Genomic DNA, 21,353 nt, shown 5'->3' on the forward strand with positions numbered 1-21,353 from the left:
CAAAAAAGCCGGTAAATACCGGCTATTGATTAAGATATTTTTTTATGGTGTTTTTAGCGGGAATACTTCTTTTCCCTCGGTATGTGTGATCCAATTTTGAATATAGCTTGCTATAAGTTGGCAATTTACCATTTTCAAGTAATGTAGGATTTATGATAAGTTCTATAAATTCAGCTAGCTTATCCGCATTAGTTTTTTCAGGTAAATCACCTTCATACTCTAAATGCTGTTTTAGCCTTTCCTCTTTCAAAGGTTCTGACTCATTATCCTTGAAGAATCCAAAACATTTAGCTAAATCATCATGTAAGATAAAAATATCATCTAAAGAAATTTTTAAATCGGGGTAACCATACCTATAAATCATTTTCTCTTTCTTTGGCTCTAACTTAAAGGATAGCTTAGTTCCATTTTCCACTATACTTTCAAATAGTGACATAAAATCTTTAATTATAAATCCATCATCAATTATTTTTTCTCTATCCCCATAATATAAGCTATTTTCAATTTTAAAATATCCAAGAAAGCTAAACCCTTCAACATTATCCAATAATTCTCGTTCCGAATAGCTTTTAATTAGTGTTATCTTCTCATAAGGATACCGAGACATTGTTCGGTTAGACTTTACTATTTGCTGAAAATATACATTAAGAAGCTGACTATTGCCTACCTCGCACTCTTTCACTTCTTTATGATGAAGTGGGTTTTTAACCTCACTTATTTCTATTTCGTCATAAATCACTTCAACACTTTCGTTTTTTATGTAATAAACACTATCAAGCTGCTTGTTATTGAGTGTGAATAATTTAGCTCTACAGTTATTTTCACTCGTTTCAAAATCTCTACCACCTGTCAAAAATATAACAGTTCTCAATTTTCCTTCATAAGCAAAATCTAATAAATCTTTAATGGTCAATCCATGATTGCCACCTATTCTAGATAGATATTCTAAAGACTCTTTTAATGAATACACATTTTTGGATGGTATCTTGATTTCCATAAACGCCCCTTTCGCATTTACCCTCATGATAGGAACGCACCAACAAGATAAGGTTTCTTGCTTTCGGGGATCAGCCTAGGTGCGCTTTATTCGGTTACTTGTTTTTTATATCAATACTAATATCTATTAAAGTGGTTTCTTTGCCGGTGCTGCCGTCTATCCAGTTTATCGTGCCGGTAATAAGTGGCTTATTTTCTTTCTGCTTCTGTAAAGTCTTTTGAATAATCGGACGATTAATTTCATGTTCTACCCAACTATTCTTTCTTTTTTCTCGCTCGTCCACCAACCGTTTATTTTCTTTCCGGCGCTTATATTCATCGTAAATAAGCCAACCGATAGTAAATGAAAGCCCGCCGGCTAAACCAAAGGCCACAATAAACCACCAGTCTTGAAAGGTAACTATTGCTAATACGACAAAAAAAGCAGCAACCATACACTTTATTGCAACTAGTATCAGACCCATAGTTCCCCCTTATTTTTACTGGTTATTATAGCAAATAACATAGTAACAAAGGGGGGAAAATTCAATAGTATAAGGAAAATATTTTATTATTCATCACTTACCGGCATTGATTCTTTTTTGCTGTTTTAGCATGGCATCAAGTTGTTTCTTGGCAATAAAGTAAATCGTTTCTAACGCGTCCATATTCGGGCTATTTGGTCGGCTGTCTATTTCTCGCTTGGCCGCATTACATTTACATTTTAATGCGTGAATAACTTCACTTATTGGATAGGGTTCTTCATCATCGTAAAGGCTGACAAAGGTAAAAAGTGCGGTCGATTTTTTATAGTGATTCACCGCTGAAAGAAGTAAGTTTTGTTTTGCCTGTTTACATCTCATAAATCAATCCCATTAAATTGTTCCAATGCCTGTTTGTGTTCTTCTGATAACTCAAAAATCAGATCGCCATATTCAAGTTGATAGGTGCCGAATGACATCAAGAAAGCTACTGCCGGATCGATTTTGTTTGCGGCCTTCTTCTTGTTTGGCTTTATGTTGGCGTTGGCATCGGTTTCCATCACCACATTGGATAACGCCCAGGTAAGCACCGGATCGCCGTTGTGTTCTATCATCTGTCTGTTTATTAAAACTTCCGCACTTTTTGCCACTGGGCTAAATCGTTGGTATGTTTGCGGGAATGGCTCTACTTCAAGCCCCGCCGCTTGTAATTGTGTTCGTAAATGGGTTGCGTTCCATACATCAAAGCCTGTCATTTTGATATTGAAACGTTCAGCATCTTTCAGAATATCGTCTCTGATTTTGTCGTAGTCGATGCAATCCCCTTCCGTTGCTATTAGCCAACCACTGCGCACCCAGTTTCGATACATTGCGCGGTTTTTATTTGCCACGTTGTTAAGTTGGAATTCGGGAATGTAGTGCCGTGTAAGCAAGCGCACTTTGTTTCCGTGTGGGAATGTATAACAAAGGCTTGTTAAGTCGTTGGTACTTGATAAATCTAGCCCTAAATAGCAATCTTGATGAAGTAAATCGCTTTCAGTGTACTTCCGTTCACATTGCGCCCAGTTTCCATCACCTAGCCACGGCGTAGAGCCTTGACACCATACATTAAAGCGCTTAGTTAGCATTTCTACCCATTCGGACGGAATACCCCTAGCCTTCTTGATAGTGTTCTCAAAATCAAGGTAAGGAATGGATTTACCTATATTCGGATTTGCTTTTATCCAGTTCTCTTGATTGTCGATTTCGTTTTCTTCGTCTAACTCAAAAATCAACACAAATAGGCTTTCATTCTGATCATTTCCTTCAAGGATTTGAGCGCAATAATCATAATGCTGTTTACAGGCTGAAATAACGTTACTTCCGGCTGTTGTAATAGCAAAGAGTAAACCTTCAGGGCGTGCGCCTTGCCCTAGCTCTAACGCGCTATATACGCTGTTGTCTGCGTGTAGGTGATATTCATCTACAATAGCTAAACTAGGGTTAGTTCCCTCAATCGTTGAGGATTTAGCGGCAAGCGGTCGCATAATGCTATTGTTCTTCGGATTGATTAGCTTGTGTTGTTGAATGTTAAGGCGTTTTTTCAATGGAGCTGAAAGTAAGCACATTTGACGAGCATCATCAAAAACAATCCTTGCTTGATCTCGACTAACGGCTGCGGTGTATATATCCTGCTGTCCGCCTTCCATCACTAGAAACCAGTTAGCTAAAACGGCTGCTATCGTTGATTTAGCGTTCTTTCTTGCTACTTGAACGTAAGCGGAGCGATATTTTCTTAATCCTGTGTCTTTACGCTTAAAGCCTAGAATATTGGCAAAGAGAAAGACTTGCCAATCTGAAAGGATAATAGGCTGTCCGCGTAAGTGTCCTTTAACGTGTGGGCATAGTTTCGAGAAAGCTAAAAACTTATTAACTGCTCCATCATCAAAGAAATAATCGGGATTGTTTAAATCGTTAAAATAACGCTCTACGGCTTGTTTTATCTTCTTACAAGCCACTAACTCACCCGATTTGATTTTCTCTGCGTATGCTTGCCATATTTCCATATTTCGCCTACATAGTTAGGATTTCATCTATCGCATCTTCTTCATCTACTTCAATAGGATTTTTTCTGCGGCTGACAGGGTCGAAACCTAGCAAAGATGACATCTTAATCATCACTTTTTCGGCATCTGCTTTCGCTGATAAGGCTGGATTTCTTGATTGAGTGCCTTGACTATTCACAATAATGAAGCCATTTTTGGCTAAATCTGCTACGGAATGACGCCAAATTGCGTAGTTTTCGCAATAAATTTCAAGGTTCGTTAAATCTTCTGCTTTAATATCGCCACGCTCTGAAAGTTGTTTAATTCGGCTTTTCCATTTGGTTTTAGCGATACCATCTAAAAAATCAGGGGTTTTATAGTTTCTTCTCTTACTCATACATTTCCTTATTTTCAAAAAAATTGCCTTGCGTAAAAATTGAGTTGGGAGGGCGGTTCCGTAGGATTGAGCCTTTCTTTTTGAAATTGCCCCCACCCAGTCAAATTCTGTTTAACCATTTGATTCTAAAACAAAACGCAAAATTGCTTTCTGTATAAGGTTAAACGTAACGCATTGATTCTGTTAAATAGACGGATTTCCGTCTTTCCCTCGCATTGTCATCATGACAACACCTCATTTCTTCGCACCAAATCCGCGTTGGTCTATCACTCGTGTTTTATAGCTGTGACAATCACGGCATAAAGGCTGATGATTGCTTGCTACCCAAAACAACGGATCGGCTTGTCCGTTCTCTACCGGCTTGATATGGTCTATCACTGTTGCCGGAGTATATTTGCCTTGCTCTAAGCACATCACACAAAGGGGATGATGCTTTAAGTATTGTTCGCGGTATTTGCTCCACTTGTGGTCGTAACCGCGTGCGCTACTGTTTGGGCGGTTGTCCTTAGGTTTATGCTCCTCACATCTACCGGACTTTACTTTGTTTCTACATCCGGGATAGCTACAACGTCTTAACGGTTGGTATGGCATCGGTTACTAAATCCTTAGTAAGCGCACGGTTCTCTATACACTTCCCACAATGCGGAAATCGTCATAGGTGCCGGTTTAAGGTTGGCTAAGTCTGTGACGGCTTCTCGGTTCGTGTAGAGATAGGCGATATACATTAAGCAACCAATCTTAATAGCCGGGGTAAAAAGTATGGTCTTTTCCGTTTCTTCTTCCCCAAAGGTTTTGCCAATATGTTTTTGGCATACTTCTAATGTGGCCACCTTATAGGCTTCCAGTAACTCATCATCTAAATCGTGATCAAGATTTAAGTGCGCTTTGATTTCATCAATCGTTAAATTAATTTCCACCATTGCCGGTCAACTCCTTACAGATAAGCTGCAGTTCTTTGTGCGCTTCTTTACTATCAATAATGTTCATTATCTCTAGCGAACGGCTCCCATATTTCACGCGCATAGTGTTATCAACATTAGTTCCGTAACGTATGCGAATGCGCACCGTATTTTCATTTAATGGCACCGCACCGGAGAAGAACTCTCTACCTTGTAATGGTTCAACCGCCGCCCGGATATTGGCAACGGTTTTCCATTTACTCACAATACCGCCGTAGTCGTTCTGTTCGTTCACTTGCTTTTGTAGGCTAATCACCTTGTTATACTTTCCGGCCTTAATCATGATTGCCATCGCTTACCCCTGATTCTTGCTCATCACCGCGTTTTACTTCTACGGTTTGTTTCCATGCTTGGCTGAATTCATCACCTCCAGCATAAGGCGGTAAGCCTTCACGTCTGCGTACTTCGTTAGGTGACATTACGCCCGCTTTAATCGCTACATCATAGCTATTGAAACGTTCGTTTTGACTGGTGCGGAGTAAGTCGCTTGTGTCAAATTCGATTAAGTGCCGTTTCTTGCTACTGCTCGTTAAGTCAATCATTAAGGCATCTTTAAGCTGTTGTTCAAAGTTAGTTAGCCATGGGCGCAAGGTTTGTGATAAGAACGCTCTACTAGCCTCACTGAAGTTCGCATAACTACTATTGGAATAATCTTGTAGGAAAATCGGGCTTATGTTGTAGATTCGGGCTATATCGGAAATTGTGAAGGTTCGACTTTGTAACCATTCGGCATCTTGGTTTGTCATGCCTAATTGTTTGTATTCCATTGAGCCTTCAAGGATTGGTGTTTTCCCCGCGTTCTTCGCGCCTTTGTAACGCTCTAAGGCTTTCACTGCCTTCTGTGCTTTCGCATCGTCTAACCATTCAGCCGTTGAGATTAGTCCGCTTGCCATCAATCCGTTTTTCATGATTGCTGCGCCGTGTCGTTGTTGTGCTAAACCTAGTCCAATCGTTTCACGGCAAACTGTCACAGGTGAACGCCCCATAAATCCATCAAAGGAACTATGGCGTAGGTGTAACATTTCATCTTGAAGGTAGTTTCTAGTTACTCCGTTTAAGTCCGTTACTTGGTAAATATGCTCGCCTGTTACTTTACGGAAGATATTTACTTCGCTCGGCTGATAAGGTGTAAGGCTTACAGGTTCGCCCTTGTTATTCCACTCAATCACTGCGTAAGCATTACCAGTTAGCAAGCAATGGCGCATCATCGTATATTTGAACTGGTAAGGCGTTTGATTTCGGTTAGGCATTTCATTTAAAAGATATTCAACCGGATGACGGTAGATTCTTTCTCGCCCATCTTCTTTCAGTGCGTAAAGATAACAAGGCATAGATGCTACCGCCTCGGCAATCACTGTGACGGCGTTCATAACCGCTGGTAGAGCCTCTGCCGTTTGTGGGCTGACATATTCGCCCGCGCCTGTATTATTTACGCCCATGTAAGAGATGAATTCATCAATAGTGATTGGTTCGCTGCGTTGCTCTTTTCGTCTAAAAGGATTCCACATATTACGCCCCCATTACATCAACCCACTTGCTTAAAAGTGCGGTAGATTTATCTTGCGTTTTTTCTTTAACGGCCACCATCGAACGCTTAGCGATTTCAACACTGCTTTCCGGATAAGCTGGAATACTTGTTACGGTAACTTCAAATAGATCCGCTTTAATCACAGTTCTTTGATAAGGCTCTACATCAAAATTCCATTCTTCTTCCATCGCTCTGAATCCGAAAGACATCCCTGTAATATCACCGCGAGAAACACTAACTAATAAATCTTTTCCGATTGTTGTATCGGGCGGAGTTAGTTCAAAGCGTAAGCCGGTTGAATCTTCTTCTAGCTTTAATGTTCCCGCACTTGTTCGACCTAGTAACTTGGTGTAGTCATGTTCAAAGAGTGCGCGCACATCTTCGCCACTCGCTAGGCTGTCACTGAAAGCTTTAGGCGCAAAGGATTCCACAAAATCACAGTAAAGCACTTGTGAAGGGCTATTCCATTTCACCGCATAACCGACTAGCTTTTGATTTTCTTCATCGGCTGAAAGTGTTGCGGAGCGGATTTCAAATTCTTTATTCATATTTCACCTATTAAGCAAAAAAAGGGGCTTTCGCCCCTCTATGATTTATGCTGTTGTCTCAATCACTTTGATAGCGTTTGAATCTACTACGCCACCACCTAAATATTTATCGGTGTGTACTTTATAGAATCCCGGTTCGGTTAAGTTGTCCGGACGGGTTCGCACGCCTGTTTCGTGATCTACGATGAAATATCCGCGTTTGAAGTCACCGAAGGCAATTACTGCTTTGTTTGCTCCGCCTGTCGGCATTGTTTCTAAGAAGTGGACTGGACGACCTAATAATGTTGCTGGGGCATCGGCTGTTAAACCATCGCGCCAGATATAATCGCCGTTTTTGTTTTTAAGTTTTTGTAATGCTGCTGCAATCGTTGATGACATCACCCAAACCGCATTTTTACGGTATTTGCTATGAAGTGTATAGAACGCATCGATTAAAGTATCTGCATCAATCTTCGCTACACCTGCTACTTCAATTTTTTGAAGTTTGCCGAATTGTCGAGTTTTGTCATCTTCGGTTGTGCGTTGGTAGGTTAAGAAGCCTTTTGATTTCTTGTTACCATCACCGGAAGTTAAATCAGTTTCTTCTGTTTCTGTGAAGGTTTCAGAAATTTCATCAGTTAGCCAACCTAAAACATCAATGCTTGAGAAGTCTAAGATTTCTTGTGTAGTCTTAGGATAAGCATAGATTGAATTTAAAGCGATTGTTACTTCATGAAGTTTCGGGCTTGCTGTGCCGTTTCGTGCTGTGCCTTCTGTTCCGTGTTCTACTGCTGCGCCGCCAGCCGATACTAATTTTTTGTATTCTTTCGCTCCAACCGGTAAGCGTACTACGTTACAAAGTTGGCGCATTACGCTATCGTCTGTTAAGCGTTTCATTACATCTTTGTCTAACTGTGGGATAACTGAATATCCGCCATCTTCACCGTTAGCCGTAGTTAAATTGCGAAGTTCACCAGTTTTCACATAATGGCGTAACTCATCATTTGAAAGTTGTTTCATGTTGCGTTGTTCTACCTGTTTAGTTTGAGCATCTAGGCTACGTTCTTCATCTACTACGGTTTCATACTTGCTGATTTCATCAGTCATCTGTTTGACTAAATCTTTCAGCTTTTCAAAATCTACTGATTCAGTTTCATTCAATGAACGATTCTCTTTTTCTGCTTTTTCAAGCATTGAGCGCATTTCTGCGACTTTTTCCGCCTTTTGTTGGCGTAACTCAATTAGTTTTTTAAACATATTCATTTATTCCTTATGAAATTTCTTAGTCTAAATTTAGACGACTTTTATTAAGTCAAAATATAATATATAGCGTTTAGATTATTAATTAAACACATTATTTTTCAATAGTTTAGTTACGTTTAGATACGGTAAGTTAGAATTGTTTGATTGCTTAAATTTTGAACAGCTATAGACTAAATATTCTGTATTGAGATATCTTTTTTTTGATTGGTGAACAAAGGTGAACAATGGTGAACAGTTGGTGAACAATAGAAAAGAATATAACTATATAATAAATAAAGAGTTTTAAGGATTGGTGAACAAGGTGAACAGTTTTTCTATAAAATTTTTAACGCACGGCTTATTAGTGGTATTATGGCATCAGAAACTATCATAAATTTCTAGTAAATTTGATTTTTAGTAACAAGCTTAGTAACAAGATTTTTGCCTTTGAAAAATAAACATTTAAAATCAATACAATACAAGCTAATTCGGGTTCAGCTAGTGCACCATGTTGCAATCCCAAGCTTTTTAGCTTGGGATTTTTTCTTTTTATCCCCCTCTTAATTTGAAGAAAAGCTTTCTAAACAACTATTACTCAAATGAAAATAATTTTCATTGATCGACGAAAACGTTTTCGCTATACTTGCGCCTCTTTTATTATCTATCGGGTTATATATCGGAACACAATTATGAAATTTAAATTAAGTCTTATTTCAACTGCACTTTTGGCGAGTTTCTCCGCGTCTACTTTTGCGGAAACTGAACAAGCCGCAAATACAAACACCGAAGTACTTGAGCAAATCAATGTTCAAGATACGGGTATCAAACAAAATGGTTATCAAACAACCGGGACATCCGTTGTATCAAAAGCTGAAGTGCCTGTATTCGACACACCAAACACAGTAAATATTCTTTCAACTAAACTATTGGAAGATCGCAAGCCTGAATCACTCATTGATGCACTTTATAACGTTAGTGGTGTGAGCCAAGCCAACACCTTAGGTGGTATGTTTGACTCTATTCAGAAACGTGGTTTTGGTGGAAACCGTGACAACTCAATTATGCGTAACGGTTTACAAGCTGGCCCAGCTAAAAACTTTAGCGCGACAACTGAAACCGTTGAAGTTTTAAAAGGGCCTGCATCTGTGCTTTATGGTATTCAAGATCCAGGTGGCGTGGTTAATATCATTACTAAAAAACCACAACAAACACCACGCTATGTTATCGGTGGAACTTTAGGTAATCATAGCCTATGGGGAACCCAATTAGATTTCACTGGTGGTTTAGGAAATGGTTTTGCTTACCGCTTTATCTATGACAAACAAGAAAAAGACTACTGGCGTAATTTTGGCAAAGTGAAAAATACGACTTACGCGCCATCACTTTCTTGGGAAAATGATAAAACTAAAGTACTTCTTTCTTATGAACACAAAGATATTCTTGAGCCATTTGATCGTGGCACAAACCTTTTAACGGCGACGAATGCCTTACCGGACATTCCTGTATCGCGTCGTTTAGATGAACCAAATAATGAAACAACCGCAAAAACCGATAACATTGATTTCAAAATCGAACACAAATTGAGTGACGGTTGGAAATTAAATGCTGGTTATAGCTATGCTCGTTACAAATATTTCTACAATCAAGCTCGTATTACAAATATTAACGTGAAAACTCGTACAGCCCGCCGTGCGATTGAACAGCAACAAGGCGATCAACGTGTTCATAGCGGTACATTAAACATCGTTGGTGAATTTGGTATTGGTGATATTGCTAACCGTTTTGTAGCTGGTGTAGATGTCATGCGTAATATCCGCGATATTGGACCTATTTATAACCAAGGCATCATGAATTCTGATATCAATATTGATAATCCAAACTATACCAGCCCTGTTGCAGCACATAAAAATGGTAATGGCAACGCCTACCAATATAACTATCTCAAAACCGTTGGTGTTTATATTCAAGACACCGCCTACTTTACAGATAACTTTATCATGACGGGTGGTTTACGTTATGAGTACTTTGATCAATTTGCAGGACGTCACTGCTTAAATGCAGCAAACTGTAAAAAAGGTCAAAATCTAACCAAAACCGGAAATACCGATCAACACGATGGTAAATTATTGTATCAATTAGGCGCTGTATATAAATTTACGCCACATATTGCGACATTTGCTAACTACGCTGAGTCTTTCCGTCCACAAATGAGTGTGGCAACACCTGTTAGCGGCGATTTAAAACCAGAACAAGGTAAATCTTTTGAAATTGGTGCAAAATACGAAAACTCTGGCTTCAACGCGACACTTGCATTATTCAATATCACCAAACGTAATGTGGCAGAAGCAGTTGGTTCGGGTTCAAATGCACAATTAAATATCGTCGGCAAACAACGTTCTCGCGGTGTGGAATTCGATCTTAATGGTCAAATTACGGATAGTCTAAGCGTAGCGGCTAACTATACCTACACCAAAGTAAAATCACTTGAAAATGAGCTTTATCCTGATGCGGTAAATCAACAACTTTCAGGTGTACCAAAACATCAAGCTTCTCTATTCTTAGCTTATAACGTAGGTGAATTTGATTTTGGTAACATCCGTGTTGGTGGGGGTGCTCGTTATTTAGGCTCTTGGCATGCTTATAACAGTGATTACACAAAAGCATACAAATTACCTCATGCCGTGGTATATGATGCCTTTATTGCTTACGATACCAAAATCTCTGGCAAGAAAGTGTCTTTCCAAATTAACGGTAAAAACTTAACAGATAAAACTTACTATCCATCTACCTCTGGTAACGCAACAAACACGTTAATCCCTGTTGCATTAGGTTATGGACGTGAATTTATCTTCAACACGAAAGTTGAGTTTTAATTGAGCGCACAAGACGAGGGCGAATCATTTCGCCCTTTTTTCGTTTTTTACTTTATGGATAATCAATGAATTGGCAAACTGAACTTAACTCAAGTTTAAGCTGGATTTTGACCGCACTTTTCTGGGTAGTTTTATGCTTTAGCATGGTGATGATAGCACTAAAACAAACCACATTTGGTCAAAAGTTTTGGCATATTGCATCCCCTTCGATTAATCGCCGTAACAGCATCAAAATCATCGTTATGCTACTGGTGTTGTTTACCATGATTTTATTAGAAGTGCGCTTCAGCGTACTCAACTCTTTTTTCTATAATGGGCTTTATAGCTCAATGCAGGAATTAGATGCGAATAAGTTTTGGTTCTTTGCAAAACTGAATGCCCTCTTAGTATTGGTACAAGTTATCCACTCCATCGCCGATTATTTCTTGCAACAAGTATTTGAAATCCGTTGGTTGGAAAGCTTAAATAAAGTCCTTGTTAAACGATGGTTAGAAAATAAAAAATACTATCGTCTTAAATACGAAAAAGAGCTACCCGATAATATTGATCAACGTATTGAGCAAGATGCACGTGAATTTATCAGCAGCACTGTTACTATTGTACGTGGCATGATTAATTCTGTTCTGACCACCATTGAATTTACTATCATCCTTTGGTCTCTCTCAGGCGTATTAAGTCTTTTTGGCTTGAATATCGAAAAAGGCGTCGTTTTCTTTATTTATGCTTTTATTATCCTCGCAACACTGATGTCTGTTTGGATTGGTCATCCGTTGATCAAACTGAACTTCAATAAAGAAAAACTCAATGGTGACTACCGTTATTCTTTAATTCGAGTGCGAGATAATGCGGAAAGTATCGCGTTCTATCAAGGTGAACAGCAAGAACAGCATTTACTGAAAAACAAATTCGCCGAAATCATTCATAACCGTTGGGCAATTGTGTTGAGAATGTTGGGATTAGATGGCTTTAATGGAAGTGTCACGCGTGTTGCAAAACTTTTACCGTTAATGCTGCAAGCGCCTCGTTTTTTCACTGGACAAATCAAACTGGGTGATATGCACCAAACTGTGCAAGCATTTAACCGATTAATGACCGCACTTTCTTTCTTCCGTTTGTTCTATGAAGAATTTACGCTCTACCAAGCGCGCTTAAATCGTCTTTATGGTTTTATGACTAAATTGGATGAATTAGATCATTTAGAGGTTCATCAACCCATGAAATGTTCTAACCGTGTAGCGTTATCAAATTTTGGTATTAAAGATGACCAAGGCAGATTGTTGCTTAATAACTTAAATATTGAGTTAAAAAATGGTGATGCTTTATTAATTCAAGGTCCATCTGGCACAGGGAAAACATCGCTATTAAAAGCGATGGCGGGGATTTATCCTTTTGAGACTGTTGGTCTGGTGGAACATCCTTGTGTGACCAGTTTATTCTTACCGCAGCGGCCTTATATGCCACAAGGTACGCTACGTGAAGCGATTTGCTATCCGGATATCGACCCTTATCATCCTGAATTGGAAAAAACACTGGCAGATTGTTGTTTGGATAAATATCTTCATAGCTTAGATGTAGATAACGATTGGCAAGCGATTTTGTCACCGGGTGAATTACAGCGTGTGGCATTTATTCGGATTTTACTGACGAAGCCTGAAGTGGTCTTTTTAGATGAAACCACATCAGCACTTGATGAGCCAACAGAGTATCTCCTTTATAAAACGATTAAAGAGCGCTTACCAAATATGATCATTCTAAGTGTCGGCCATCGTGGTACATTACATCAATTCCATAACAAGCAATTAGATCTGGCAGTCTGCATCGTATAAATAACAAAAGGCTAAATTATATTTAGCCTTTTCTCTTTATAAGGCCTATACGGCTACCTAGAACTTGCACAATGCTTGCTACACACACCAATCCCCCCTATAATTCCCCCAATTTTTCTAATTTCATTTTCACAATGTCAAATAAAACCATTGCAAAAAATACGCTATTTCTTTACATCCGCATGCTCTTCAACATGGGAGCCATGCTGTATATCTCTCGTGTGGTATTACAGGTATTGGGTGTAGAAGATTTTGGTATCTACAACATTGTGATGGGGGTTGTGGTCTTATTTTCCTTTTTTAATGGCACAATGACCGCCACCACTCAGCGTTTTATTAACGTAGAAAAAGCCTCGAATGATATTCAACGCGTCAATAAAGTCTTTAATATTAGCATCTTAAATCACCTACTCATTATTTTTATCGTATTCGTGTTAGCCGAAACCGTCGGTTTATGGTTTTTAAATCACAAATTGGTGATCCCCGCTGAACGCTTGCAAGCCGCAAATATCGTTTACCAATTAGCATTAATTATTGCCCTTGTTGAAATCATCAAGGTGCCATTCAATGCCATGATTGTTGCACACGAGAAAATGGGATTCTATGCTTGGTTGGGATTAGGTGAAACTATCTTAAAACTGACTTCTGTCTTTATCTTAAGCCACATCACACATTACGATAAGTTGATTACTTATGGCTGCTTATTGCTTTCAGTCAGCTTAATTGTGCTCTCTCTTTATGTGTTATTCACTAAATATTATTTCAAAGAAGCTGCACGTTTCCGTTTATATAAAGATTTAAGCAAAACCAAAGAAATGGTGAGTTTTTCAGGTTGGATGCTTATGGGGCAAGTTGCCTATGTAGGTTCGACCCAAGGCTTAAATATGGTGTCTAACTTATTCTTTGGTGTAGCAGTCAACGCAGCTGTTGCCATTGCAACACAAGTAGAAGGTGCTGTTTATAGCTTTGTGAATAATTTCCAAATGGCGGCTAATCCGCAGTTGGTTCAGTCTTATGCAGCAAAAGATTACGATCGCAATCGCCAATTAATTCTTGGTATTTCAAAATATTCACTTTATTTAATGGCGATTCTCTCTGCCCCTGTATTGTATTTCACCCATACCTTACTGACATTTTGGCTAGGCGATCATCTTCCACAATATACTGAGCAACTCGTACAAGCTATTATTGCTTGCTTATTAATCAGTGCAATGGCTGGGGCATTTTGGATGAGTGCATTAGCCATTGGCACATCCACCGTAAAACAATACAATATCATCGTCGCGTTAATCGATCTTTGTACGGTGCCTTTGGCTTATTATTTGTTCACACTAGGTTATAATCCAGTATTTGCCTTTGTGGGTAAATTTAGTACGATGGTCATCTCACAAATCTATCGATTATATTTTATTAATAAAAAAATTAAATTTAACCAAAAAGAATTTGTCTCATATTTAATGAATGTTGGCGTGGTGTTTGGTCTGCTATTAGGTATCATCTATATATCCGATACTACCCGCAGTTATTCTTTATTGGAATTTGTTGGACAATCCATCATTTTAGAAATGGTATTAATCTGTGTCATTTTAATCTTCGGATTAAACACAGCTGAAAAAAATTTCTTGTTTAGCTATTTAAAGAAAAGAGTAAAAAAATGAATCAACTCCTTATTGATTTAAAAAACAAACTGAATCCTATTGTCGAACTGATCAAAGATAAAAACGACGTATTTTATTTCGACTACCCGCTTCATTTGAACGTGGGCGATTTGCTGATTTATCACGGAACCGAGCAATTTTTTAAAGATCACCATATTAATGTGACCTTAAAACGTTGCGAATATGATTTAGATCTTGAAGAAGTTAAAGCGAAAATTACACCAAACACCACCATCCTTTTACATGGTGGCGGTAATTTTGGCGATCTTTATCCGCAGCATCAAAAAATCCGTGAAGAAATGGTGACGCATTTCCCGAATAATCGCATTATTGTGCTGCCACAAACTGCTTATTTTAAACACGAAGAAAATCTGCAAAAATCAGCCGCACTTTTCCGTAGCCACAGTGATTGTCATTTACTGGCTCGTGACGAAAGAACCGCGAATCTATTTGCTCAATTTTCTGATCATGTTTATTTATCACCGGACATGGCTCATCAGCTTTATGGCACCATGGAAACGAAACAAGGCAAAACTGGTGAGCAACTTTACTTCCTACGTAAAGATATTGAAGCAAGTGATATCGAGAAAAATATCCTTGCTCAACTGCCTGCTAACAGCAATGTAAAAGACTGGGAAGATATTCTTTCAACAGAAGACGATGTTGTTTTAGCAGTAAGCTGGCGAATGAGTAAAATAGCCAATAAATTTGGTCTGGGTTGGCTGAAAGATCTTTGCCATCAGTTTTGGTATGCCTATACTCAACGCATTGTAAAACGTGTTGCACAAGTATTCTTAGCGAATGATAAAGTCACCACAACTCGCTTACATGGTCATATTTTCTCTTGCTTGTTAGAAATTCCAAATCGTGTTTGCGATAACTCTTATGGCAAAAATAGTAGCTATGCCAAATTATGGACCAAAGAATTAGATTTTGTTGAATTGGATAAATAATGTTTGAATTGAAAAAACTGATTACAACCATGATTCTTCCCCCATTTAATATTTTAATTTTATGGGGACTTTCACTTATTCTAGCTAAATTCAATTTCAAAAAATTAAGCCGAATTTCGACCGCACTTGGTTTCTCTCTACTCTATCTTTTAAGCATTCCTTACACTGCACAAGTACTTAAAGACAGTCTCATTACTGAAGATCATTTAACTCTGCAAGATTATCAACAAGCGCAAGCGATCGTTTTACTTGGCGGTGGTTTACGTGATAACAAAGAGCTTTATGCACCATTAGCTTCAACAGGTATTCAACTTGAACGCTTACGCTATGCCGCATTCTTGCAAAAAGAAACGCACTTGCCATTATTAATTACAGGGGCGAGTCCAACTGGCGCCATTGAAGCAAAAATCGCTGCGGAAGAACTCAAAAACTTCTTTAATGTGCCCACTAAATGGATTGAACCTAAAGCTCTTACTACCAAAGAAAATGCCCTTTTCACCAAACAAATGTTGGAAAAAGAAGGTATTCACAAAATTATTTTAGTCACCAATGAATGGCATATGCAACGTGCAAAATTATTGTTCCAACAACAAGGTTTTGATGTGTTACCTGCAAGTGTAGGTGAAGGCATTACGCCTGACAGTTATGGACTCAATATGATGCATTTTATTCCACAAGGTGGCGCGATTACGAAAAATATGCAATTACTCAAAGAGTGGATTGGATATTGGAAAGAGCGCTAAAGTGCGGTCGAAAGATCACAAATTAGATAATGTTAAGAGGAAGAAAACATGAGTCAAATTACACGCGAACAAATGCTTCAGGTATTCGAAAATCGCTGCTCCACACGTTATTACGATCCGAATAAAAAAATTAGCCAAGAAGATTTCGCGGCAATTTTAGAATTTGCTCGTTTATCACCAAGCTCTGTCGGCTCTGAGCCATGGAAGTTCTTAGTGATTCAAAATAAAGCATTACGCGATAAACTCAAACCTTTTAGCTGGGGTATGCAATATCAATTAGATGATTGTAGCCATTTAGTGATCATTCTTGCGAAGAAAAATGCACGCTATGACACGCCTTTCTTCCGTGATGTAGCGGTGCGTAGAGGTTTACAAGGTGAGCAGTTAGAAAAAGCCTTGGCAAAATATAAAGGCTTACAAGAAGTTGAAATGAAAACCGCAGAAAGCGAGCGTGCATTATTTGACTGGACAAGCAAACAAACCTACATTGCATTAGCCAATATGCTCACTGGTGCCGCCGCTATCGGTGTAGATTCTTGCCCTATTGAAGGCTTTAACTACGATAAAATGAATGAAACTTTAACCGCTGAAGGTCTCTTTGATCCAAATGAATGGGGCGTATCTGTGGCAGCAACATTTGGTTATCGTGCGAGAGACATTACTAAAAAATCACGTAGACCAATTGAAGAAATCGTTACTTGGGTTGAATAATCTATTTTCAAATAAATGGGCAGCAAACGCTGCCCTTTTCTTTACCCACCAAACAAGGCAGCGCCACCTGTTACAGCCTCCATCGTGCCATATAACAAGCTTAGTGCAAAAAAGATCATAATTGCGCCCGCAATACATTTGATCATTGCCTCGCCTTTTTGATTAGAACCAGTTAAACCGTACCAATGGCCTAATCGCGTTGCGACATTTCTCGCATAGCGCACTAACGCAGCAAAAAGTGAAAGCATTAATCCTGTGCCCAGAGACATGGCAAACGTAGCTACAATTCCCCACCAATAAAGATCCAGCATATAAGCGAGAAAGAGCACAAAAATAGCGCCACTACACGGTCGCATACCAATAGTCAAAATCACTAAGAGCTGAGATTTTAAATCACCTGATTGCTTAAGCTGTTGATTATTCGGTAGATGTTGATGCCCACAGCTACACTGTGTTTGGCTTACTTTTCCTTGCTCATATCGAAAAGGCGAAGCTGTTCCAATCTGTTTTGGTAATGATTGAATAGATGTGATACGAAAAGATTGTTTTTTCTTCAAGCTTTTTAAACCTTGAGCAATCCAATAAAGCCCTAACAACAATAATAAAATGAGTGCGCTACGTTCCAGCCACAACTGACTAAGTTTAAAATATTTTGAGGAAAGATTAAGTATCACCACCACAATGGAGGTTGCTGCAACTGCGACAAGACCTTGCATGAGAGAGGAAAGTAAACTTAAGCGTATGCTGGTTTTAAGTTGGCTTTCATGAGTAGAAAGATAACCAGCGATAATAAATTTCCCATGCCCAGGCCCTAATGCATGTAATACACCATAAGAAAAGGCGGCGAAAATCAACCATAATCCTGCTGTAGATGAATGTGCTTGAATCTGATGTAGATTTTCAGAAATCAGCTGATTAAAGGCTTTTTGCCAATCGGCTACTTGCACAAAAAGCCAAGGTAGCAAGGCGAAAATAATCGCTAATAAGCCGATAAAGAGTGCGGTCAATTTTAACTTCATTTTTTTATTCACATTTAATTTTTACTTTCTGCGCAAACAATACACCAAGAGAATCATCTTCATTTTTTTGCGATTTATCCAATGATGAAGCGTAGGATTTAATTTTTTCATCCACATTAGGTTCGAGCACTTCCCCTTTGCAGTTTGCAGGAAGTGCTGAAAAATCAACCGCTCTTTTACCTATTTCAGCATAACGCATTGCCACATAATAGGTGCTGTCATAAGTCATTAGCGTAAATTCATTATTTTGCAAAGTCTGTGGCTGAGCTAAAAGAAAATCAAAATAATACTCCACCTCATTTCCTTTAACACGCATGCCATAATTTTCAGGCTGTTTTTTATATTTAATTTTGTGATTTTCTTTATCAAAGACATAACTAAAGTAATGTTCATTCACAACGTTTGCCATTACTTCATCAACTAATTTCTGTTGGGCGGTCTTATCTCCTTTTGCCTGCTTCACATCATACAAGACAGCTGAAGAACTGGCTTCATCCAGTAACCACTGCGTCGAGAAACCAATTAATTGATTATCTTTTACTAATGGTTTGGTTTGCATATCAATAAAGGCATGAGGATGTGCGAGAACCGAAAAAGGAGAAATTAGCGATAATCCTAGGAGTAATTTTTTAAACATAAATAAGAATAAAGTGGGCTAAATAATTGAATAGACAGATTTTATCACAAGCAGTTCCTAATCAAAATCGAATAAAAATCGATCTAAACGTAAAAAATCCTGTGATTTTCTTGATTTGTATCAACAAATTATTCATTCACATTTCCCTTGTAACTGAAATTTATGTACTATTTGTCTCGTCAAGTGATTGCTTGATATTCATAAAGTTCCTAAATAAAATAATCATAAATATAGCTAAACTACTTTCCTACCACCCTATATGGGTGGTTTTTTTTGCCTTTCAAATAGCTTATTCCCTAAACATCAAGTAAAATAACCGCACTTTTATTCATAACATCGAGAAAATTATGTCAACGCAATTTGTATATACGATGCACCGTGTCGGCAAAGTGGTGCCACCGAAGCGTCATATTTTGAAAGATATTTCTTTAAGCTTCTTCCCTGGCGCAAAAATCGGGGTGCTCGGCTTAAATGGTGCGGGTAAATCAACCCTCTTACGCATTATGGCGGGCGTGGATAAAGAGTTCGAAGGTGAAGCTCGTCCACAACCAGGTATTAAGATTGGTTATCTTCCACAAGAACCAAAACTGGATCCGCAACAAACTGTACGTGAAGCGGTAGAAGAAGCGGTTTCTGAAGTAAAAAATGCACTGACTCGTTTAGATGAAGTCTATGCGCTTTATGCTGATCCTGATGCGGATTTCGATAAACTCGCGGCTGAACAAGCAAACCTTGAAGCCATTATTCAAGCACATGATGGGCATAATTTAGATAACCAATTAGAACGTGCAGCAGATGCATTACGTTTACCGGATTGGGATGCAAAAATCGAACATTTATCTGGTGGTGAACGTCGTCGTGTCGCACTTTGTCGCTTATTACTCGAAAAACCAGACATGCTCTTATTAGACGAGCCAACCAACCACTTAGATGCAGAATCGGTAGCATGGTTAGAGCGTTTCTTACATGACTACGAAGGTACCGTTGTGGCGATTACCCACGACCGTTACTTCTTAGATAATGTAGCAGGTTGGATCTTAGAGCTTGACCGTGGTGAAGGTATTCCTTGGGAAGGCAACTACTCTTCTTGGTTAGAGCAAAAAGAGAAACGTTTAGAACAAGAACAAGCAACTGAAAATGCGCGTCAAAAATCAATTGCGAAAGAGTTAGAATGGGTTCGTCAAAATCCGAAAGGCCGCCAAGCGAAAAGCAAAGCACGTATGGCTCGCTTTGATGAATTGAACTCTGGCGAATATCAAAAACGTAACGAGACTAACGAACTCTTTATTCCACCTGGTCCACGTTTAGGTGATAAAGTGATTGAGGTAGAACACCTCACTAAATCTTACGGCGATCGCACTTTAATTGATGATTTATCATTCAGCATTCCAAAAGGTGCTATCGTGGGTATTATCGGAGCGAATGGTGCGGGTAAATCTACCCTATTCCGTATGCTTTCAGGTCAAGAACAACCGGATAGCGGCTCAATTACGATGGGTGAAACTGTGGTTCTTGCCTCTGTCGATCAGTTCCGTGATTCAATGGATGATAAGAAAACCGTATGGGAAGAAGTGTCTAACGGACAAGATATTCTCACTATTGGTAACTTTGAAATTCCAAGCCGTGCCTATGTGGGACGCTTTAACTTCAAAGGCGTAGATCAACAAAAACGTGTGGGCGAATTATCTGGTGGTGAGCGTGGTCGTTTACACTTAGCTAAACTTTTACAACGTGGTGGTAACGTACTGTTATTGGATGAACCGACCAATGACTTAGACGTTGAAACCTTACGTGCGTTAGAAAATGCGATCTTAGAATTCCCTGGTTGTGCAATGGTGATTTCCCATGACCGTTGGTTCTTAGACCGTATTGCAACTCATATTTTAGATTACGGTGATGAAGGTAAAGTGACGTTCTACGAAGGTAACTTCTCAGACTACGAAGAGTGGAAAAAGAAAACCTTAGGTGAAGCCGCAACACAACCACATCGTATTAAATATAAGCGTATTGCAAAATAAGAAATTAAAGTGCGGTCACTTTTGACCGCACTTTCCTTTTACATCTGGAGTGATTATGTTAGTTTATTTGCACATTGTTTGTGCATTTTTAAGTTTAGGATTATTAATTATCCGTGGGGGAATGCAATTAAGTGGGAAAGATTGGCGAGCAATTAAACTGCTAAAAATTTTACCGCACTTAGTTGACACACTTTTAATTGCGAGTGGCTTAACGATTTTCTTCTTGGTCGGTTATCAGTTACAAAGCTGGCTCATCATGAAAATCATCATGCTTGTGCTTTATATTTTCTTCTCGGCTAAATATTTTAGTCGCAAAGCTACAAATCCAAATAATGTATTTCTGGTATTTGCTGTATTAAGTTTCTTGGGGGCCATTTTCTTTGCTTACCAACCAGACTTCATGGAAAGTTAATCATAAAAAAATCCATCTTCAATTGAAGATGGATTTTTTGTTTTATCTTAGCCACCGGCTAATTTTACTTTAAACCCTTTTTGTTCTAAAAGCTGTTTCAGTAAATCGCGTTTTTCGCCTTGAATCTCAATATTGCCATCTTTAACTGAACCACCACAACCACACCGCTTTTTAAGTTCAGCCGCTAACTTTTTCAATTCATCATCGGCTAAATCTAGCCCAGTAATCACTGAAACGCCTGCGCCTTTTCGACCACTGGTTTGTTTTTGGATGCGAACCACACCATCACCTTTAGGGCGTTGTACTGGCTGCTTTTGCTCTTTAATTCTACCTACTTCGGTAGAATAAACTAAAGTACTCTCTGTCATA

At 38.8% G+C, this 21,353-nt stretch carries 22 protein-coding genes; 8 read left to right on the forward strand and 14 right to left on the reverse strand.

Features of this window, described 5'->3' with window-relative positions; all coding sequences use genetic code 11:
- Positions 1 to 22: 22 nt before the first annotated feature.
- The 11 genes from HMPREF3020_RS02430 to HMPREF3020_RS02475 form a co-directional block, all read right to left on the reverse strand.
- On the reverse strand, positions 23 to 997 hold the full coding sequence (locus HMPREF3020_RS02430; protein ID WP_070775426.1) for a hypothetical protein: 975 nt from the start codon (positions 995 to 997) through the stop codon (positions 23 to 25).
- 94 nt (positions 998 to 1,091) lie between these two features.
- Positions 1,092 to 1,460, reverse strand: a complete 369-nt coding sequence (locus HMPREF3020_RS02435) for a hypothetical protein (protein ID WP_070775427.1) — start codon at positions 1,458 to 1,460, stop codon at positions 1,092 to 1,094.
- Between the two features lie 93 nt (positions 1,461 to 1,553).
- Positions 1,554 to 1,838 carry a hypothetical protein gene (locus HMPREF3020_RS02440; protein WP_070775428.1) on the reverse strand — a complete coding sequence of 95 codons (285 nt, stop codon included), beginning with the start codon at positions 1,836 to 1,838 and terminating at the stop codon, positions 1,554 to 1,556.
- Entirely contained in the window at positions 1,835 to 3,502 is a 1,668-nt protein-coding gene (locus HMPREF3020_RS02445; RefSeq protein ID WP_070775429.1) for a terminase large subunit, read from the reverse strand. Before HMPREF3020_RS02445 ends, HMPREF3020_RS02440 begins: the two co-directional genes overlap by 4 nt.
- Positions 3,503 to 3,509: 7 nt before the next feature.
- A complete protein-coding gene (locus tag HMPREF3020_RS02450; protein ID WP_070775430.1) occupies positions 3,510 to 3,878 on the reverse strand; it encodes a phage terminase small subunit P27 family in 369 nt (122 codons plus the stop codon).
- A 234-nt stretch (positions 3,879 to 4,112) separates the two neighbouring features.
- Complete coding sequence (locus tag HMPREF3020_RS09325) at positions 4,113 to 4,469, reverse strand: HNH endonuclease signature motif containing protein (RefSeq protein ID WP_083315420.1); 357 nt, start codon at positions 4,467 to 4,469, stop codon at positions 4,113 to 4,115.
- A gap of 14 nt (positions 4,470 to 4,483) precedes the next feature.
- Positions 4,484 to 4,798: a head-tail connector protein gene (locus HMPREF3020_RS02455; protein WP_070775431.1), complete on the reverse strand. Its 315-nt coding sequence runs from the start codon at positions 4,796 to 4,798 to the stop codon at positions 4,484 to 4,486.
- Positions 4,785 to 5,129, reverse strand: a complete 345-nt coding sequence (locus HMPREF3020_RS02460) for a phage head closure protein (RefSeq protein ID WP_070775432.1) — start codon at positions 5,127 to 5,129, stop codon at positions 4,785 to 4,787. Before HMPREF3020_RS02460 ends, HMPREF3020_RS02455 begins: the two co-directional genes overlap by 14 nt.
- Positions 5,113 to 6,345 carry a phage portal protein gene (locus tag HMPREF3020_RS02465; protein ID WP_070775433.1) on the reverse strand — a complete coding sequence of 411 codons (1,233 nt, stop codon included), beginning with the start codon at positions 6,343 to 6,345 and terminating at the stop codon, positions 5,113 to 5,115. The genes HMPREF3020_RS02460 and HMPREF3020_RS02465 overlap by 17 nt, the downstream gene beginning before the upstream one ends.
- A gap of 1 nt (position 6,346) precedes the next feature.
- Positions 6,347 to 6,913, reverse strand: coding sequence for an HK97 family phage prohead protease (locus tag HMPREF3020_RS02470; RefSeq protein WP_070775434.1), 567 nt, complete (start codon positions 6,911 to 6,913; stop codon positions 6,347 to 6,349).
- A gap of 45 nt (positions 6,914 to 6,958) precedes the next feature.
- Positions 6,959 to 8,149, reverse strand: a complete 1,191-nt coding sequence (locus HMPREF3020_RS02475; RefSeq protein ID WP_070775435.1) for a phage major capsid protein — start codon at positions 8,147 to 8,149, stop codon at positions 6,959 to 6,961.
- A gap of 674 nt (positions 8,150 to 8,823) precedes the next feature.
- Here HMPREF3020_RS02475 and HMPREF3020_RS02480 point away from each other — a divergent pair.
- From HMPREF3020_RS02480 to HMPREF3020_RS02505, 6 genes are all read left to right on the forward strand, one after another.
- Positions 8,824 to 11,007 (forward strand): TonB-dependent siderophore receptor, encoded by a 2,184-nt coding sequence (locus tag HMPREF3020_RS02480; RefSeq protein ID WP_070775436.1) that lies wholly within the window; start codon positions 8,824 to 8,826, stop codon positions 11,005 to 11,007.
- Between the two features lie 65 nt (positions 11,008 to 11,072).
- A complete protein-coding gene (locus tag HMPREF3020_RS02485) occupies positions 11,073 to 12,833 on the forward strand; it encodes an ABC transporter ATP-binding protein/permease (protein ID WP_070775437.1) in 1,761 nt (586 codons plus the stop codon).
- A gap of 134 nt (positions 12,834 to 12,967) precedes the next feature.
- Positions 12,968 to 14,491: a lipopolysaccharide biosynthesis protein gene (locus HMPREF3020_RS02490; protein ID WP_070775438.1), complete on the forward strand. Its 1,524-nt coding sequence runs from the start codon at positions 12,968 to 12,970 to the stop codon at positions 14,489 to 14,491.
- On the forward strand, positions 14,488 to 15,444 hold the full coding sequence (locus tag HMPREF3020_RS02495; RefSeq protein ID WP_049365879.1) for a polysaccharide pyruvyl transferase family protein: 957 nt from the start codon (positions 14,488 to 14,490) through the stop codon (positions 15,442 to 15,444). Before HMPREF3020_RS02490 ends, HMPREF3020_RS02495 begins: the two co-directional genes overlap by 4 nt.
- Positions 15,444 to 16,187 carry a YdcF family protein gene (locus tag HMPREF3020_RS02500; protein WP_070775439.1) on the forward strand — a complete coding sequence of 248 codons (744 nt, stop codon included), beginning with the start codon at positions 15,444 to 15,446 and terminating at the stop codon, positions 16,185 to 16,187. The genes HMPREF3020_RS02495 and HMPREF3020_RS02500 overlap by 1 nt, the downstream gene beginning before the upstream one ends.
- 48 nt (positions 16,188 to 16,235) lie before the next feature.
- A complete protein-coding gene (locus HMPREF3020_RS02505) occupies positions 16,236 to 16,898 on the forward strand; it encodes an NAD(P)H-dependent oxidoreductase (RefSeq protein WP_070775440.1) in 663 nt (220 codons plus the stop codon).
- A 41-nt stretch (positions 16,899 to 16,939) separates the two neighbouring features.
- On the opposite strand, the gene zevB is transcribed toward HMPREF3020_RS02505, so the two are convergent.
- Positions 16,940 to 17,917 (reverse strand): zinc transporter permease subunit ZevB, encoded by a 978-nt coding sequence (gene zevB, locus HMPREF3020_RS02510; RefSeq protein ID WP_070775600.1) that lies wholly within the window; start codon positions 17,915 to 17,917, stop codon positions 16,940 to 16,942.
- A 4-nt stretch (positions 17,918 to 17,921) separates the two neighbouring features.
- A complete protein-coding gene (zevA, locus tag HMPREF3020_RS02515; RefSeq protein WP_049384921.1) occupies positions 17,922 to 18,554 on the reverse strand; it encodes a zinc transporter binding subunit ZevA in 633 nt (210 codons plus the stop codon).
- Between the two features lie 347 nt (positions 18,555 to 18,901).
- Between zevA and ettA the strand changes: the two genes are divergently transcribed.
- Positions 18,902 to 20,572 (forward strand): energy-dependent translational throttle protein EttA, encoded by a 1,671-nt coding sequence (gene ettA, locus HMPREF3020_RS02520; RefSeq protein WP_049369030.1) that lies wholly within the window; start codon positions 18,902 to 18,904, stop codon positions 20,570 to 20,572.
- 55 nt (positions 20,573 to 20,627) lie between these two features.
- Positions 20,628 to 20,984: a SirB2 family protein gene (locus tag HMPREF3020_RS02525; RefSeq protein ID WP_070775441.1), complete on the forward strand. Its 357-nt coding sequence runs from the start codon at positions 20,628 to 20,630 to the stop codon at positions 20,982 to 20,984.
- A 47-nt stretch (positions 20,985 to 21,031) separates the two neighbouring features.
- Here the strand turns inward: HMPREF3020_RS02525 and yciH are convergent, their stop codons facing one another.
- A complete protein-coding gene (yciH, locus tag HMPREF3020_RS02530) occupies positions 21,032 to 21,352 on the reverse strand; it encodes a stress response translation initiation inhibitor YciH (RefSeq protein WP_070775442.1) in 321 nt (106 codons plus the stop codon).
- Position 21,353: the final 1 nt, after the last annotated feature.

The organism is Haemophilus sp. HMSC068C11 (assembly GCF_001815355.1).
GTDB lineage: Bacteria > Pseudomonadota > Gammaproteobacteria > Enterobacterales > Pasteurellaceae > Haemophilus_D.

What these genes read in the sequence shown, in the direction of transcription:
- HMPREF3020_RS02430 (WP_070775426.1), bottom strand. Translation starts at nt 997, where the DNA reads ATGGAAATCAAGATACCATCCAAAAATGTGTATTCATTAAAAGAGTCT.
- HMPREF3020_RS02435 (WP_070775427.1), bottom strand. Translation starts at nt 1,460, where the DNA reads ATGGGTCTGATACTAGTTGCAATAAAGTGTATGGTTGCTGCTTTTTTT.
- HMPREF3020_RS02440 (WP_070775428.1), bottom strand. Translation starts at nt 1,838, where the DNA reads ATGAGATGTAAACAGGCAAAACAAAACTTACTTCTTTCAGCGGTGAAT.
- HMPREF3020_RS02445 (WP_070775429.1), bottom strand. Translation starts at nt 3,502, where the DNA reads ATGGAAATATGGCAAGCATACGCAGAGAAAATCAAATCGGGTGAGTTA.
- HMPREF3020_RS02450 (WP_070775430.1), bottom strand. Translation starts at nt 3,878, where the DNA reads ATGAGTAAGAGAAGAAACTATAAAACCCCTGATTTTTTAGATGGTATC.
- HMPREF3020_RS09325 (WP_083315420.1), bottom strand. Translation starts at nt 4,469, where the DNA reads ATGCCATACCAACCGTTAAGACGTTGTAGCTATCCCGGATGTAGAAAC.
- HMPREF3020_RS02455 (WP_070775431.1), bottom strand. Translation starts at nt 4,798, where the DNA reads ATGGTGGAAATTAATTTAACGATTGATGAAATCAAAGCGCACTTAAAT.
- HMPREF3020_RS02460 (WP_070775432.1), bottom strand. Translation starts at nt 5,129, where the DNA reads ATGGCAATCATGATTAAGGCCGGAAAGTATAACAAGGTGATTAGCCTA.
- HMPREF3020_RS02465 (WP_070775433.1), bottom strand. Translation starts at nt 6,345, where the DNA reads ATGTGGAATCCTTTTAGACGAAAAGAGCAACGCAGCGAACCAATCACT.
- HMPREF3020_RS02470 (WP_070775434.1), bottom strand. Translation starts at nt 6,913, where the DNA reads ATGAATAAAGAATTTGAAATCCGCTCCGCAACACTTTCAGCCGATGAA.
- HMPREF3020_RS02475 (WP_070775435.1), bottom strand. Translation starts at nt 8,149, where the DNA reads ATGTTTAAAAAACTAATTGAGTTACGCCAACAAAAGGCGGAAAAAGTC.
- HMPREF3020_RS02480 (WP_070775436.1), top strand. Translation starts at nt 8,824, where the DNA reads ATGAAATTTAAATTAAGTCTTATTTCAACTGCACTTTTGGCGAGTTTC.
- HMPREF3020_RS02485 (WP_070775437.1), top strand. Translation starts at nt 11,073, where the DNA reads ATGAATTGGCAAACTGAACTTAACTCAAGTTTAAGCTGGATTTTGACC.
- HMPREF3020_RS02490 (WP_070775438.1), top strand. Translation starts at nt 12,968, where the DNA reads ATGTCAAATAAAACCATTGCAAAAAATACGCTATTTCTTTACATCCGC.
- HMPREF3020_RS02495 (WP_049365879.1), top strand. Translation starts at nt 14,488, where the DNA reads ATGAATCAACTCCTTATTGATTTAAAAAACAAACTGAATCCTATTGTC.
- HMPREF3020_RS02500 (WP_070775439.1), top strand. Translation starts at nt 15,444, where the DNA reads ATGTTTGAATTGAAAAAACTGATTACAACCATGATTCTTCCCCCATTT.
- HMPREF3020_RS02505 (WP_070775440.1), top strand. Translation starts at nt 16,236, where the DNA reads ATGAGTCAAATTACACGCGAACAAATGCTTCAGGTATTCGAAAATCGC.
- zevB (WP_070775600.1), bottom strand. Translation starts at nt 17,917, where the DNA reads ATGAAGTTAAAATTGACCGCACTCTTTATCGGCTTATTAGCGATTATT.
- zevA (WP_049384921.1), bottom strand. Translation starts at nt 18,554, where the DNA reads ATGTTTAAAAAATTACTCCTAGGATTATCGCTAATTTCTCCTTTTTCG.
- ettA (WP_049369030.1), top strand. Translation starts at nt 18,902, where the DNA reads ATGTCAACGCAATTTGTATATACGATGCACCGTGTCGGCAAAGTGGTG.
- HMPREF3020_RS02525 (WP_070775441.1), top strand. Translation starts at nt 20,628, where the DNA reads ATGTTAGTTTATTTGCACATTGTTTGTGCATTTTTAAGTTTAGGATTA.
- yciH (WP_070775442.1), bottom strand. Translation starts at nt 21,352, where the DNA reads ATGACAGAGAGTACTTTAGTTTATTCTACCGAAGTAGGTAGAATTAAA.